Below are 15,702 nucleotides of genomic sequence, written 5' to 3' on the forward strand. Positions count from 1 at the left end.
AAAAGATTAATCAATTAAGTATAGCCTTCATGTTTAAACGGCAGAACAGCCATTTAAAATGAAGGCTATACTAATACATTAGATAACAATAGGAGGATTTATATGAAAAAAGTAACAGCAGCTTTATTAGGAGCAGGACAAAGAGGTGCAGGAGCTTATGCACCATATGCACTTGAATATCCAGAGGAGTTTCAAATTATTGCAGTAGCTGAACCAGATGATGAAAGAAGAGAAGAGTTTAAAGAGTTACATAAAATTGAGGACAAGTATTGCTTTAGAAGCTGGGAAGAATTAATGGAAGAACCTAAGCTGGCTGATGCCATATTAATATGCACTCAGGACAGGATGCATTATAAGCCAACAATTAAAGCACTTGAGAAAGGCTATCATGTGCTTCTGGAAAAGCCTATGTCCTATGATCCAGAGGAATGTGTTTTGATGGGTGAGTACGCCCAAAAGTATAATAGGGTGTTTTCAATATGTCATGTATTGAGATATACTCCTTTTTTCAAAACTATTAAAAAATTATTGGATGAGGGCAGAATAGGAAAACTTATGTCAATACAACAAATAGAGAATGTTGCATACTGGCATCAGGCTCACAGCTTTGTGAGAGGGAATTGGAGAAATTCAAAAGAGTCAAGCCCTATGATTTTAGCAAAATCCTGTCATGATATGGATATTATATTATGGATGGTTGGATCAAATTGCAGTAAAATTTCTTCCTTCGGCTCTCTAGGACATTTCAAAAAGGAAGAGGCACCAGCAGGCGCATCTGAATGGTGTCTCGATGGATGTCCTGCAGCAGATGAATGCCCTTATTATGCACCTAAAATATATATTGACTGGATAGATAACTGGCAGGCTGATGTAATAAGAAAAGTTGTTAGTATAGATACAAGCAAAGAGGCTATGATTAAAGCACTTAAAGATGGTCCTTATGGAAGATGCGTGTACCACTGCGATAATGATGTTGTTGATCATCAGGTAGTGAATATGGAGTTTGAAAATGGGGTTACAGCTGTATTTACTATGTGTGCCTTCACTTACGAAGGTGGTAGATCAATAAAGCTAATGGGCACAAAAGGACAAATCAGATGTGACATGGAAAGAAATGAAATTGAAGTAAGAAGTTTTGTTACTAAAGAAAAGGAAGATATACATTTAGACACTGCCTCAGGGGGGCATGGTGGCGGAGATTTGGGTATTATGAGAGATTTTGTGGAGCTTGTTAGGAATCAAGGAGAAAAGAAAGGTTTGACTTCTGCCAGTGAATCTGTTCAAAGCCATATAATGTCTATAGCTGCGGAGAGGTCTAGATTAGAGAGTAAGATAATTAATGTACAGGATTACATTAACGAACTTAAAAAAGAAATGAAATAAAGGTTTAAGGATGTGGATTGAGGCGGTCCATATCCGCCATTTTCTATTTAGGGGTATGCTTTGAAAATACTGAAAAATGATATGACAATCTAAATAAATTAATAAAATTGAAACGAGGAGAAGAAATGTTTGCTGCTCAGTTGGAGGGCGAAGATGAAAGCAATACGATTAATTTTATTCGTGTTAATATAAAAAATAGTGGAAACTTCATTGAAACTGGATCATTTAAAGCAGCCCTGCGCCATACAGGAAAGGATTACAGATTTGAAGGAGTTGAGTTTTCAGAGAATTGGGTCTATGAAATCACAGACGGATGGATTACCATATCCGAATTTCTTTTTAACTTCCTTGACACAAATGACAATGGCATATTTGAGTACAGGTCATGTAGAATATTTAAAGCAGAGTATTTTTAATGCAATATGCCAACAGCTCACGGACATATTATGTATTCTGTAGTGATGTATTGTATTTTTAGCGGAGACATAAAACTGCAAGAGAAGTTTATCCAAGTTTAAAAAAAGCTGTAGAATATATTGAAAAAAGCATATCTGAAAATGAATACGGGTTAATTCCTCCAACATATCCTTATGATAATGAGATGATTAAGGGACACTATACCTCAAATAATATTTGGGACTTTTGGGACTAAGATGTTCAATTCGGCTTGCTAGAACTTTAGGGGAAGAGAAAGATATCGCTGTATGGATGAAAGACTGATTCCTGAGGAACGAGATCTTTTCTTATTTTCTGTGATTTCACCGGTATGGGCGATGGCTGGTAAGGAACTATCAGTTCAGAATGCACCTACTGAAATGGGTTTAATATCTGCAAGTATGAAATTTACTGAGATGGGTGCAAATGTAAGGATAGCGGCTGATTTTCATAGACCTCCTCGCTCCTTGAAAATTCGCATTCCATATTTTAAGGAGCTAATAGGATTTACTACAGACGCAAGTGATTTCAAACAGGAGGATGGTTGCATCATACTTAGTACTGATGTTTCAACCTTAGAGATATCTTGGAAAGATAAAAATGACGCCCATTAAATAAAAGGAATTTTTTTAGGCTATAACGAGGTGAACCAAATTGAAAAAAGTTAATAAAAATGATTTGTTCAAGCAAGAAAGAATAGATTTTACGTATAAGTCAGAAAATGGGTTTGTTGAATTTAAACTAGGCAAAATTAATCACCTTAAGGCTTCCAAGCTATTGAAACTCATGTTCATAAAGGCTCATTTGAAGCTACTTACATTGTAAAAGGAAGACAAATATATGAAGTAGAGAATAAAAATTATGAATTTAACAATGGAGAGGTCCTTATTGTCTTTCCCAATGAAGCTCATAGTTCCGGGTCATATTTCGAGGATAAATCACTTTTTTATTATTTTGTGATAAATATAGAAGATAGTAATAACTTCATGGGATTCTTCAATGAAGATGGGGGGAAATTGCTAAATGCGCTAAAGGGAATACAAAAAAACATTTTTAATGTAATAATGATTTCTGATTTAGCAGATATAATGCATCTGTCAGAATCATATTTTGCAAAGTTATTTAAAGAAAAAACTGGGATTTCTCCACATGAATACATTTTGAGAAATAAAATAGAAATATCAAAGGACTTAATTTTAAAGAACGATTACAGTGTAACATATATAGCACATATGTTTGGATTTTCTTCAAGTCAGTATTTTTCGACGGTTTTCAAGCGATTTACGGGGATTAGTCCGAACATATTCAGGAATGAAAGGATTATACAGCCGTAGACTGAAAACTATATATTGTTTGAATTTTAATTAAGTTAAAAATTAAACGCAACATTTCTTCACATATGTTTTAATTATTACATAAAATAATATTTTAGATAGTGCTTAGCTAATTTATTTGGAACGCTGGCACGAGGAGGATAAAGATGAAACTGGGAGAAATTTTAAAAAAATCAATGATGGACACATCCGGTGAAGATGATAACCGTGAATGGTGCTATCTTGCAAAGTCAACAACAACAATCGGCGTACCATTTCAACCTGATGTAACACAGGTAACCTTCGATGGAGCATTATTCACAAAAAATGCAGAGTTATGTTTTTTTTACGGTAAATCGCTTAAGCCTATTTTTGCTAGGCAGAAAACCTTTTATAAAGGCTGGATTCCAATTGTGCGTTATGATTGGATTGATGAGAGTTTGTGCTATGATATAGAAATGTTTGCTTCCAAAATTATGGGTGAAGATGAGAGTAATACATTAAATTTTGTTAGAATAACTATTGAAAACAAAGGCGTGAACTTAGAAAAAGCAGTGTTTGCTTCTGCTATGCGCAACACAGGAAAGGATTATAGATTTCAAGGCTTAGATTATAGCACTGGCGAGTATATAAAAATGGAATTTTCAAAAGATTGGATGTACGCAATCCATGATAATAAGGCTATTCGTAATAATAAGGTTGTATATACTTTTTCATCATATTCCTATAACGAGTCAATACCAGGAAAACTATATGTAGGAGAGTTTTGTGGTAAGGAGTATGATATTAGAGAAGAGTCAGCAGTATGTATTTCACATTATGAAAAAGAACTTAATCCAGGCGAAAAAATCGCACTAATTTTTAAGATGCCAAGAGTTCCTGTAGGATTATCGGAAACAGAATTTATTGAGAAAATTGAGAAGGCCGATTACGATTTCTATCGAAATGAAACAATTTGTTATTGGGAAAATATGATGAATCAAGGTGCAAGTTTTTCATTTCCGGAAAAACGTGTTCAAGAGGCACAGCTTGCAAGTCTTGTCCACTTGCTGCTTGCAACAAGGTCAAGAGATGGTGAACGTTTTCAGACAAGCGGATTGGCTTATCCAAATTTCTTTATGATTGACTTTCTAGATATGAGATTGGCCTATGAACTTAAAGGATGGCATAGTTTAGCAAGAATGAGTTTTGATCAGATTTTTAAAAGGCAGATGGATGATGGTTTGTTTTGCGATACAAGCCTATCTCATGGAAAAAAACTTTGGACATCTCATGGGCATATGATCTATACGTTAGCACATCACTGTTTGATAACTAGGGATTTTAATTATGCAAGAGAAATTTATCAAAGTATTAAAGACGCTGTTAAGTGGATTGAGATGGCAAGAAAAGAAAATGAGTATGGCTTAATGCCACCGACATACCCATATGATGCAGAGATGATAAACGGTCATTATACATCTCATAACCTACTCTCCATACTAGGACTTAGGGCTGCTATCTGTCTTTCAAGGGAATTGGAAATGGAAGAAGATGCAAATGAGTGGAAAAAACTTCATGATGAGTATTTAAATTCGTTAATTAGTGCTATAAATGCAACCTGTGGTGATGATGGCTATATACCACCAGGACTTTATTCATATTTAACAGGGAAGGCTGCTAAGGAAGAATTTGAAGAATTTCAAACAAATTGCGATTGGGAAAATATCCTTTTGGTATATCCAACTGAGATACTAGAACCTGGTGACAAGCGAGTGGAAGCAACATTAAGTAAGATGAGAAAAGGTTATGCAGAAGGGGTAATGACTTATAGGCATGGTATGTTCTTACACCAATATATTACAACAAATCTTATTGAACAGTATATTGTATTGGGCCAATCAAAAAAGGCTTTGATTGATTTATATAATGTATTAGTACATTGCGGATCAACCCACGAAGGGTTTGAAAATCTGGTATTTCCATGGACAGACCGCCATGTTGATCCAACATGCCCTACACCTCATGCTTGGGCAGCGGCAAAAGTTGCCCTGTTGCTTCGTAATATGCTGGTCTTAGAGTATGGTGGGGATTCAGGACTAGAATCAAAAAATAGAGATTTATACTTATTTAGCGTAATTTCTCCTGAATGGGCAAAAGACAATCAGGAGATTTCGTTTAAAAACGCACCTACAGAAATGGGGAATGTTTCTGCAAGAATGATATTTACCAATACAGGGGCACATATTGAAATTTGTAATGAATTTCATAAGCTACCAGCCGCTATTAAAATCAGAATACCATATTTCAAAGAATTTATTGATTGTAGCACAGACGCAACAAAATGGGAATTAGATGGCGATTGCATTTCACTTAGTCCTGATGTATCTTTTGTTAATGTTGCTTGGAAAGAAAAAGAAGAAGCAAACTTAAATACTTTTGAAGAATTGCTTCTAGGCTACCGTTCATCTAACAGTTTTACAGGAGTGGACAAAAAAGGATGCCCGATTATTAAGGAAGGAGAGCCATTTATCACCGATGATGAAAAAAGAGAGGAAGTACAAATTTTAAACTTTAAACTTGTACTTGAAGCATTTAAGCATGAATATAACAGAAGATGCAATGAATTTTTGAATAATTGTGGAACCCTCAAAAAGGTGAAAGCTCCGGAAATGTCAATTGACAATAGCAGCGAATAAATTAGATGAGGTGTTAATGTGAAAGAAAAACTTTTTAAACTTACAACCGAACAAGTAAATAAACGTTCTGAAAATATTGATGTACTAGAAACCATTGAAATCGTTAAAATTATGAATGAAGAAGATGAAAATACAGTATCTGCTGTAAGATCACAATTACCTCAAATTGCAGAGGCTATTAATTCGATTACAGACAAGCTTTCAAAAGGTGGCCATCTTTTTTACATGGGAGCAGGTACCAGTGGCCGTCTTGGTGTTTTAGATGCTTCAGAATGCCCACCAACTTTTGGTGTTTCTGATGAAATGATTCAAGGTATTATGGCAGGTGGAGAAAAAGCATTATATTCATCTTCTTTAGATGGAATGGAAGATAACTATGAAGACGGAGAAAAAACAATTTCAACCTACAAAATGACGGATAAAGATGTTTTGGTAGGTATATCTGCAAGTGGAAGAACACCGTATGTCGTTGGAGCCTTAAAAAAGGCACAAGAGACAGGTCTATTTACAATAGGCTTGTGCAACAACTCTGAGCCTTCCTTTGGCAACTATTGCAATGTATTGATTGCTCCGGTTGTTGGTCCTGAAGTTATAGTCGGATCTACACGTCTTAAATCTGGAACTTCCCAAAAAATGGTTTTAAATATGCTATCAACGGGTAGTATGGTAAAACTAGGTAAAATATACAAAAATTATATGGTTGATGTAGTGCCGGTGAATGCAAAACTAGTAGATAGGGCAATTCGTATAATAGAAAGTGTCACAGGAGTTGATTACGATACTTCTAAAAAATACTTTGATTTATCAGGTAACAATGCCAAGGTTGCAATAGTAATGATTTTAACTGGAACTCCAAAAGAGCAGGCGATAGATATGCTCCAGAAAGCAGATGGATTTATTTCAAAAACCGTAGGTGAAAGGGTGCAATAAATGAATTATGTAATTGGAATTGATAGCGGAGGAACAAAGACACATATCAAGATTGCTTCTTTAGACAAACAAATATTATATGAGGGCTTTGGCAGTTCGGGAAATATTTATACAAATAAAGTTGAAGATTTAATAAAGTGCTTTCATGACTTGCTTTTTTCAGCATTAGATGTCTTGGAGTTATCTACCCAAAATTGTAAAAGTATAGCCGTTGGTTCTGCAGGAGTATGCAAAAATAATTCAGGTCATATTTTAAGGGATATATTAATAAATTTTGGATTTTGTTGCAACATAACAATAACAGATGATGCACATATTGCATTATGCGGTGGATTGGGCAATACAGAAGGAATTGTACTAATTTCTGGTACAGGTTCCATTTGTTATGGTATTAATTCTTCTGGTGAAACAATGCATTGTGGAGGATACGGACATTTATTGGGTGATGAGGGTTCTGCTTATTTTATTGCAATGCAGGCAATGAGGCTTATTTTGCATAGCGCGGATAGTAGAATGCAATTTACATCGTTGACAGAAGATTTTTGCAAAAAACTTCAAATAAGAGAACCTATAGAACTTATAGATTATGTTATGAAAACCCCCGAAAAAGATAAAATTGCAGCTTTATCACAAATTGTAGATAAGGCTGCCTTAGATGGTGATAAAATGGCTATTGTAGTTTTAGAAAATGCAGCTGAAGATTTGTATGCTATGGTAAATGCAGTTTACAAAAAACTTTTTTATAACCAAAAGGCTGCGCTTTTACTAACAGGTTCCACAATAGAGAATTGCTCAATTTTGAGAAATAAATTTGAAAGCTTACTTAGTGAAAAGTTGAATAAAATTACAATTTGCAAAAAGTTATATGACCCTGCATATGGGGCAGTTTTAGTTGCACTTGAAAAAAAGATTATTTAACAGAGTTTAGAATCCTGGATTGAAGGTTTTGAGGTAGAATTAAAAACCTCCTGCCTGTATACAAATAACGGTGATTTCTATATTCCCTGTTGGAAACAATTTTGCCACTACAATATCTTTCTCTTCTTTAGTATATTCTTTCAGTTCTTTTGTCATAAAATAATCAGCAATCCTCCGTTCGAGAATAACATATATTATTCTTACGACAACAATCTTAGCACAGCTGGAGAGGCTATTGTAGAACCTTTTTCAAAAGAGAGAATTGTATTTACAAAAAAATCTTTAAATATTAGAGAACTATTCATTTTTTATTGTTGAGTTTTAATATGTTTTACCATAATGTTTTAATAGTAATTTATTAATAATAAGATCAGAACACCTATAAATAATGGACAGCCGAGGTTCCATTATCATCCAAGGTATGTTTTGAAAGAATTACTAACTAAGTTTAAAAGGAGAGAAAAAAATGCAATATACTACAGTAAGAGCAAAAGAGAAGTTTGATTCCGAATGGCAATTTCATAAAGGGGATATTTTCATACAACATGTAGTAAAGGCTGGTATGACGGGTGGACTTACCGATGATGGAGAATATAAACAGGGAAAATGGATGGAAATAGCCTTTGTGGATAAGACAACGAACCCTGTGATGACGTCAGATGAATGGGCTGAAATAGATATTCCACATGATTGGTGTATAGAAGGTAATTATGTAAATGATAAGGAGTTAGGAAGCGGTCCTGGAAATAGTGGGTACTTACCAGTAGGAATTGGCTACTATCGCAAGGAGTTTAAAATATCAGAGGAAGATAAAGGCAAAAAAATATGTATTGAATTTGATGGAGTAATGAGGAACAGTACAGTTTGGGTTAATGGTCATTTAATGGGGACTCATTTCAGCGGCTATACAGGTTCCTATTATGATATAACAGATGTTGTACGCTATGGTGATGAGGGGGATAATGTTATTCTTGTGAGAGTTGATGCCACCACCTATGAGGGATGGTGGTATGAGGGCTGCGGAATATACAGACATGTTTGGCTTACCCAAACAGATAGGCTTCATGTAGAACGGTTTGGTACATATGTTACTACTCCTAAGATTGATGAAAGAGAAGCAGAAGTAACAATTATTACGTCAGTAGGTAATGAATATCCTGATGATAAAAATGTAGAACTTGTTTCGAAAATAGTTGATGCATATGGTGAAGTAGTTGCATCCTTAACTACATCAAAAAAAGTGAATACTTTTGATAATATGATATTTGAACAAATAGCTACTGTAAAAAATCCTAAACTATGGTGTCCTAAGAAACCTTATCTTTATAAGGTAGTAAGTGAAATAAAAGAAAATGGAAGCTTGAAAGATGTTTATGAAACAACCTTCGGTATACGAACAATAGAATTTACTGTTGAAAAAGGATTTTTTCTGAATGGAGAGCATATGCCTATTAAGGGAGTGTGCTGTCACCAAGACTTTGCTGGTGTTGGGGTGGCACTGCCTGATTCTGTAATTGAATATAAAATAGGGTTATTGAAGGAAATGGGATGTAATGCATATCGTTCAGCTCATAATCCACCTACACCTGAACTATTAGATATATGTGACAGAATGGGAATTATGGTGATGGATGAGAATCGAAAACTGGACAGTTCACCAGATGGTATAGCAAATTTGAAAAGTATGTTGTATAGGGATAGGAATCATCCTTGCATAATTATGTGGAGCATGGAAAATGAAGAGATATTAGAAGGAACTGTTATGGGTTCTCGTATTTTAGACAAGCTGGCAAGAATAGCTCACAAAATAGATCCTACAAGACCAGTAACGGCAGCAATGAACCATGGATGGAATGATGGTGGATATAGTGATGCTGTAGATATTGTAGGATATAATTACGGACAAAGGGACAATCAAGATACAAATGACCATAAAAACTACCCAAATCGCAGGATGATTGGAAGCGAAAGTGCTAGTTGTACAACTACAAGAGGAATATATGAGAATGATAGTTTAAGGGGTTATTGCTCTGAGTATGGTACTTTGATTCCAGAATGGAGCTGCAGCGTTGAAAAGGCATGGAGAGATGTTATTGATAATCCATTCCTTACAGGTGTTTTCATATGGACGGGCTTTGATTACAGAGGGGAACCTACTCCTTATAAGTGGCCATGTATTAATTCTCATTTTGGGGTTATGGATACTTGTGGTTTCCCTAAGGAGAACTACTATTATCTAAAATCGGCATGGACAGATGAACCTATGGTACATATAATGCCTCATTGGAGCTGGACAGGAAAGGAAGGACAGAATATAGATGTATGGGTTTACAGCAACTGCCAAACCGTAGAGCTGTTTCTCAATGGTAAGAGCTTGGGTGAGAAAGAAATGATACCAAATTCCCATCTTGAATGGAAAGTAGAGTATGTCTCAGGAGAACTAACTGCAATAGGCAAAAAATCAGGTGTTAAAGTTGTGCTAGATACTATGACAACTACAGGACAACCTGCAAAGATAAAGCTTGAACCACATAAAACTCTAATCAAGGCAGATGGAGTTGATGTATCCATGATTAGAGTAGAAATTCTAGACAGTATGGATAGAGTCGTACCAATAGCAGATAATGAAGTTGTTTTTACAATTGAAGGAGGAGGAAGGATTATTGGGGTAGGTAATGGAAATCCAAGTAGCCATGAGCCTGATAAATCAAATAGGAGAAGGGCCTTCAACGGATATTGCTTAGTTATTGTTCAGGCGTTAGAAAATAAGGGCGATATAATATTTAAAGCTTCATCCCAAGGACTTAACCAGTGTGAAGTTTTGATAGCAGCTAGATTATAAAAAATATTGATGATGCAACTGTACTAGTCACGCCCAAAAATAACTAGCTCTGGAATTGATCCAGAGCCAGTTATTTTTGCTTTTCATATTTAGTAAACATAAAATTCCGGTTTTTTGTTAGTACCTCGGAAGTCGAAGTAATTAATATAATATTGGATACTTCCTAAATCTATTTGCAGTATCATATATTGCAATAATTTTCTCAGGGGATATATCTGCTTGAATGTTATGAATTTGACTAAATATAAAGCCACCGCCGGGAGCAAAAATTTTGATGAGTTCTTCTACTTCTTTTTTTATTTCATTTATTGTTCCGAAAGAAACAGTGGTTTGTGTGCTAGCTCCAGCTCCCCAAAATGTAAGCTCTTTGCCAAATTCATTTTTTAGAGTTAATGGATTCATTCTTCTAGCAGATATTTGAACAGGATTTAAAATTTGTACCCCTGCATCTATTAATTCAGGAATTAAGTCGTATATAGAACCACATGAATGAAGGAAAACCTTTACATTAGGATAATTATTTCTCACAAAGGAGTATTGTTTTTTATGATAAGGTTTAATCATTTCCTTATACATATTTATTGAAATTTGAGAATTCTCCTGAGTACCAAGGTCATCTCCAAATTGCACTATGTCAACATATTTTCCTACAGCTGCCATGTACTTTTTTAAATTTTTTAAATGATTTTCTACTTTTCTATTAAAATAATAATGCATTAAATCCGGTTCTAGAGCAAGTTGCATAAAGAATTTTTCATAACCCCAATCTAGTTGTCCATCTTCAACTACATTTCCGCCAAAGCTACCAAGAATTGAGTAAGAAGTATTTTCATATAAATTCTTTGCCTCGTTTATTAAAAAAAATATTTCAGTGTCAGATAATTTTGGTAACGGGATCTTATCTATGTCATCTAAAGTTTGGACATTTTCATAAGGGTGAGTAATAACATCAAAATAAAGTCCGCCTTTAGGCATACGTGCTATGGTCTGATTGTTATTTATTATGTCGAAGCCACCTTTTGAATTTTTTATAGGATTATAATCAAAGGGAACCAGGCAATGGGAACCGTCTTGAAGAATGCTCTGTTTCCATTTATTAATATTAATTCCAAAGGCAGGTTCATATCTATGAACTTGTACAACATCTCCATGCATGAAATTTAAAATATCTAAATCTGGCTCAGCAAGTTGTTGGAAGATATCATACATTTTTGTAGGATACTTATGCATACTTAGATAATCTTTTAGTTTATTATATGCAATAGCACTTATGCCTGTGGATCTCATCCCACCAAAGTCAATTGGAATCATGTCTGCCTCTTTATGGTCCATTGCAAGTCTTACTCTTTCTCTAGATGTTAAAATCATTAATACCACTTCTCCTCAAAACTTATTTTTTCTCTTGAATTTACAGAAACAAAAATTAGTTAAAATCTTGATTAGTGAAAAAATCATTTAGTACTAAGCTTATGGCCCCAATTGCACACATATCAATGCCAAAGGATGTTTCAGCTATGATTATTTTTTTATTATAATTTGGATAAGATTTAAGAACTGAAGCCTTCATTACCTTTTTTGCATACACGGGATAATTTGTAATTAGCTCTCCTCCTAATATTATTTTCTCCGGGCTAATAACATTAATAATGTTTGAAATACCAATTGCTAAATTTCGTGAAGCTTTATCAATTATTCTTTGGCATAATGCATCTCCTTTCTCTCCGTATTCCATAATATCTTTGACTTCTACCATTTCTATATTGTTTAAGCTATTTGCAAGCTCTGATAATTCTCCACTTTTTACTTCAAATAAAAATGTATTTTTTATATATAAACCTGATGAAAGGGATTCTAAACAACCGTAACTTCCACAGCTACATTTGGGACCATTAATGTCTATGCACATATGACCTAAATCTCCTGCGCCATCTTTGAATCCATGAAAAATTTTACCATCTATTAATAAACAACCACCTACACCTATAATCATAGAATTAACCACAAATAGACTTTGAATATTCTTACCTTTTCCTAATAAGTATTCGCCAAGAGCCGCAGCTACAGTATCTTTTTCTAAATATGTAGGAATATTAGTAGCTTTATTAATTATCTCACAAATTGGTGTATTACTTAGATTTTTCAAATTTGGAGGCGATAATAATACACCTTTTACATGGTCATATGGTCCTGGAGCGGCTACCCCTATACCTAAAATTTTATCCTTAGGAATTTTAGATTCATCAATAAGCTGATAAATAATAGAAAGAATGGCACCAATAATATTATCTTCATCTTTTTCGCAGTCTATTGGTATTATAATTTTTTTAATTATTTTTGCCATAAAGTTTGTCATAATGCCCTCAATATATTGGGCATTAAGCTCTATACCTATAATATATTTAACATTAGGATTAATTTTAATCATAATAGGTTTACGTCCACCTGACGAGTCACCTAAGCCCTCTTCTATAAGAAACCCATCATGCATTAATTCTTTTACAATATTAGTGATTGATGAGGGAGTAAGTCCAATGAATTTAGAAAGCTCTTTTCGTGAGATGATCTCCTGTTCGAAAATAAGTTTTAATACATTTAGTGAATTTATTTTTTTCATTCTTTTATTATTTATATTTGTAATGCTCATATTAAACCCCTACCTATGTATAATAAAGTTAATTAAACGTGTGAATTAACTTTATTATAGCTCACTTTTCATTTGTATTCAATATATATTTACGGTTAAAAATATTTTTCAGTCGTAAATCTGCAGGAGTTGGCAATCCGATATTTTAAAGATTTGGTACTTGTAAATATTACTAGAAAAACCTTATATTGACAATGGAATATTTAACTGATATGATAATAATATAAAATCATGAAAGCACTTTCATAGGAGGTTAAATATACATTATGAATAAACAATATACTATGGAGGATGTAGCTAAGATATCAGGAGTTTCACTGAGCACAGTATCAAGAGTATTGACCAATAGTGCAAAAGTTAGTAAAACTAAAAAATCTTTAGTACTAAAAGCAGTAAAAGAACTTGACTATAACATTAATAGCTTAGCTAGCAATTTAGCAAGTAATAAGTCTAAAGAGATAGCGGTTATTATACCAGATATAACTAATCCTTTTTTTGCAGAAGTATTTAAGGGGATTGACGATATAATAAGTGCTGATAATAATCACTATTCCATAATGCTTTGTAATACTAATTTTAGTAGAAGCAAAGAAAAAAAATATATTGAACATATTATTAAAAAAAGAGTGGAAGGTGTTATAGTTGTCAGTACTGACTTAAGTGAAGAATTAGTAAATAATATTAAAAGGAAAACAAGTATTATTTCAATTGAAACTTTTTTGAAGGGCGTAGATATGGTTGATATTACAAATGAATTAGCTATGTTTGAAGCTACTGAGTATCTTATTAGTAATGGCCATAAGAAAATCGCTTTTTTTGGTTGGCAATCAGGAGTACATTCTTTGAATCAAAGAATGGAAGGATATAAAAACGCATTAGAAAAGCACAATATTCCATTAAAGGACAACTACCTTGTAAATTGTGGATTTACACAAGCTGAGGTATATATTGCAGCTGTTAATTTTATGGAGTCAAAAGATATTCCAACTGCAATTATTGCAATCAATGATAATACAGCAATTTCAATTATGGTTGCTTTTGAAAAAATAGGAGTGAAAATTCCTGAGGATATCTCACTTATTGGATTTGATAATATTGTTATATCTAGAATTGTTAGTCCTAAATTAACTACGGTTGCACAACCGAGTTATTATATGGGAGAAACCGCGGCTGAGTTGTTAATAAACAAAATCAATAAAAATAGGAATCAGCGAGACAAAGAAACAGAAGAAATACCTAAAAGAATAATTCTACCAACAAAATTAATAATAAGGGGCTCGGTAAAGAAAATATTTTAATCTTTAATTTTTATTATTTATGAAAGCCCTTTCAAAAAATTTCAAAGGAGGTGTATAGAATGAAAAAAATGACATCATTAGAAAGATGTATAGCGGTATTAGATGGAAAAATTCCAGATAGAATACCTGTTGTCCCTCAAGCGTTTCTATTTGCAAGTAAGACTTTAGGCTATGATATAGGGCAAATAAATCGTAATTCTAAACTACTTGCTAAAAGTCATATTGTATGTCAAGAAAAGTATGGTTATGATGGTTGTGTTATTGATGTTGATGATGCAACACTGGCAGAGGCTTGTGGTGCTAAAGTTATCTATAGAGATAATAACGTAGCATGTGTTGATGAAAACGAACCAATCTTAAAAAATTTAAGAGATATTGAAAATTTGAAAATGCCAGATCCATATGTAGATGGTAGACTTCCTCAATGGCTTGAGATTACTAAAATTTTAAAAGAAGAAATAGGTGATCATGTTTTTATTATGGGAAGAGCAGATCAAGGGCCATTTAGTTTAGTTTGTCTTCTACGAGGTATGCAAAATTTCATGATGGATTTAATTACAGAAGATAAAGAAGTTATTTGGAATGCTCTAAACTGGTCAAGCAAAGTATGCGAAAGGTTTGCTTTAGCACAAATACAATGTGGAGCTAATGCTACATCCATGGGAGATTCCTCTGCAGGACCAAGCCTTATTTCACCTAATATGTATAGAGAATTTGCTTTAGAACACGAAACCAGGATAGTTTCAGAAATTCAAAAACATGGAGTTCCGTACTCTATTCACATATGTGGTGATGCTCAAAAAATAGTAGGGGATATTGTTACTACTGGAGCAAAGATTTTAGAGCTTGATTGGAAGGTAGATATGAAATTAGCTAAGGGAATAGTGGGAGATAAGGCAGTTATAATGGGTAACATTAACCCAAGTGATCCACTTTTCTCTGGTACTAGTCAGCAAGTAGATAAAGAAGCTAAGAAGATAATAGAACAAACTAAAGGCAGGGGACTATTTCTTAGCTCTGGATGTGCAATAGGTGCAAATACAAAACCTGAAAATTTTATAGCAATGGTGAAAGCAGCAACAAAATATGGAACTTATGAAAAGATAATGGAATTGAATGATTTAAAAATAAAGAAAAGTTTCACATAGTGATTTTAAGGTCTAATTCTATACCATTTAAGATATCCTTGTTGGTACCAAAACTTATAATGTGGAAATGACCGAAAGGTCTTACCAATAATTAAAAATATATTAGGGGGAAT

General features: G+C 33.7%; 13 protein-coding genes and 1 pseudogene. 12 read left to right on the forward strand and 2 right to left on the reverse strand.

The annotated features are described in order from the left end of the window. Positions 1-102 precede the first annotated feature (102 nt). The 10 genes and pseudogenes from G9F72_RS06405 to galA all read left to right on the forward strand — a co-directional run bounded on the left by G9F72_RS06405 (position 103) and on the right by galA (position 10,499). The gene (locus G9F72_RS06405) at positions 103-1,383 is read left to right on the forward strand and encodes a Gfo/Idh/MocA family protein (RefSeq protein ID WP_164956516.1); all 1,281 of its coding nucleotides are present in this window, start codon (positions 103-105) and stop codon (positions 1,381-1,383) included. Positions 1,384-1,508: 125 nt separating this feature from the next. Next, positions 1,509-1,799, forward strand: coding sequence for a hypothetical protein (locus G9F72_RS06410; RefSeq protein WP_164956517.1), 291 nt, complete (start codon positions 1,509-1,511; stop codon positions 1,797-1,799). 288 nt (positions 1,800-2,087) lie between these two features. Further along, complete coding sequence (locus G9F72_RS06415; RefSeq protein ID WP_164956518.1) at positions 2,088-2,432, forward strand: hypothetical protein; 345 nt, start codon at positions 2,088-2,090, stop codon at positions 2,430-2,432. Positions 2,433-2,472: 40 nt separating this feature from the next. Next, positions 2,473-2,643 carry a hypothetical protein gene (locus tag G9F72_RS06420; protein ID WP_164956519.1) on the forward strand — a complete coding sequence of 57 codons (171 nt, stop codon included), beginning with the start codon at positions 2,473-2,475 and terminating at the stop codon, positions 2,641-2,643. An 11-nt stretch (positions 2,644-2,654) separates the two neighbouring features. Next, positions 2,655-2,717, forward strand: a pseudogene (locus G9F72_RS27555) (hypothetical protein); the annotation flags it as partial. A gap of 57 nt (positions 2,718-2,774) precedes the next feature. After that, on the forward strand, positions 2,775-3,152 hold the full coding sequence (locus G9F72_RS26930) for a helix-turn-helix transcriptional regulator (protein WP_318010941.1): 378 nt from the start codon (positions 2,775-2,777) through the stop codon (positions 3,150-3,152). Between the two features lie 146 nt (positions 3,153-3,298). Next, the gene (locus G9F72_RS06435) at positions 3,299-5,809 is read left to right on the forward strand and encodes a hypothetical protein (protein WP_164956521.1); all 2,511 of its coding nucleotides are present in this window, start codon (positions 3,299-3,301) and stop codon (positions 5,807-5,809) included. Positions 5,810-5,827: 18 nt separating this feature from the next. Further along, positions 5,828-6,739 carry an N-acetylmuramic acid 6-phosphate etherase gene (murQ, locus tag G9F72_RS06440; RefSeq protein WP_164956522.1) on the forward strand — a complete coding sequence of 304 codons (912 nt, stop codon included), beginning with the start codon at positions 5,828-5,830 and terminating at the stop codon, positions 6,737-6,739. Further along, the gene (locus G9F72_RS06445) at positions 6,740-7,657 is read left to right on the forward strand and encodes a BadF/BadG/BcrA/BcrD ATPase family protein (protein WP_164956523.1); all 918 of its coding nucleotides are present in this window, start codon (positions 6,740-6,742) and stop codon (positions 7,655-7,657) included. It abuts the gene before it with no gap. Positions 7,658-8,123: 466 nt separating this feature from the next. Continuing rightward, positions 8,124-10,499, forward strand: a complete 2,376-nt coding sequence (galA, locus tag G9F72_RS06450) for a beta-galactosidase GalA (protein WP_164956524.1) — start codon at positions 8,124-8,126, stop codon at positions 10,497-10,499. Between the two features lie 141 nt (positions 10,500-10,640). Here the strand turns inward: galA and G9F72_RS06455 are convergent, their stop codons facing one another. Together G9F72_RS06455 and G9F72_RS06460 are read right to left on the reverse strand one after the other, a co-directional pair. Then, positions 10,641-11,867, reverse strand: a complete 1,227-nt coding sequence (locus tag G9F72_RS06455) for a uroporphyrinogen decarboxylase family protein (protein ID WP_202054833.1) — start codon at positions 11,865-11,867, stop codon at positions 10,641-10,643. A gap of 55 nt (positions 11,868-11,922) precedes the next feature. Next, entirely contained in the window at positions 11,923-13,143 is a 1,221-nt protein-coding gene (locus G9F72_RS06460; protein ID WP_164956525.1) for an ROK family transcriptional regulator, read from the reverse strand. 266 nt (positions 13,144-13,409) lie between these two features. Here G9F72_RS06460 and G9F72_RS06465 point away from each other — a divergent pair, with 266 nt between their 5' ends. After that, positions 13,410-14,441 carry a LacI family DNA-binding transcriptional regulator gene (locus G9F72_RS06465; RefSeq protein WP_164956526.1) on the forward strand — a complete coding sequence of 344 codons (1,032 nt, stop codon included), beginning with the start codon at positions 13,410-13,412 and terminating at the stop codon, positions 14,439-14,441. Positions 14,442-14,500: 59 nt separating this feature from the next. After that, the gene (locus tag G9F72_RS06470; RefSeq protein WP_164956527.1) at positions 14,501-15,589 is read left to right on the forward strand and encodes a uroporphyrinogen decarboxylase family protein; all 1,089 of its coding nucleotides are present in this window, start codon (positions 14,501-14,503) and stop codon (positions 15,587-15,589) included. Positions 15,590-15,702 lie beyond the last annotated feature (113 nt).

The organism is Clostridium estertheticum (genome assembly GCF_011065935.2).
GTDB classification, from domain to species: domain Bacteria; phylum Bacillota; class Clostridia; order Clostridiales; family Clostridiaceae; genus Clostridium_AD; species Clostridium_AD estertheticum_A.

Bases quoted from the DNA above. Each gene is read 5' to 3' on its own strand.
- G9F72_RS06405 (WP_164956516.1), top strand. From the start codon at position 103: ATGAAAAAAGTAACAGCAGCTTTATTAGGAGCAGGACAAAGAGGTGCA.
- G9F72_RS06410 (WP_164956517.1), top strand. From the start codon at position 1,509: ATGTTTGCTGCTCAGTTGGAGGGCGAAGATGAAAGCAATACGATTAAT.
- G9F72_RS06415 (WP_164956518.1), top strand. From the start codon at position 2,088: ATGGATGAAAGACTGATTCCTGAGGAACGAGATCTTTTCTTATTTTCT.
- G9F72_RS06435 (WP_164956521.1), top strand. From the start codon at position 3,299: ATGAAACTGGGAGAAATTTTAAAAAAATCAATGATGGACACATCCGGT.
- G9F72_RS06445 (WP_164956523.1), top strand. From the start codon at position 6,740: ATGAATTATGTAATTGGAATTGATAGCGGAGGAACAAAGACACATATC.
- galA (WP_164956524.1), top strand. From the start codon at position 8,124: ATGCAATATACTACAGTAAGAGCAAAAGAGAAGTTTGATTCCGAATGG.
- G9F72_RS06455 (WP_202054833.1), bottom strand. From the start codon at position 11,867: ATGATTTTAACATCTAGAGAAAGAGTAAGACTTGCAATGGACCATAAA.
- G9F72_RS06460 (WP_164956525.1), bottom strand. From the start codon at position 13,143: ATGAGCATTACAAATATAAATAATAAAAGAATGAAAAAAATAAATTCA.
- G9F72_RS06465 (WP_164956526.1), top strand. From the start codon at position 13,410: ATGAATAAACAATATACTATGGAGGATGTAGCTAAGATATCAGGAGTT.
- G9F72_RS06470 (WP_164956527.1), top strand. From the start codon at position 14,501: ATGAAAAAAATGACATCATTAGAAAGATGTATAGCGGTATTAGATGGA.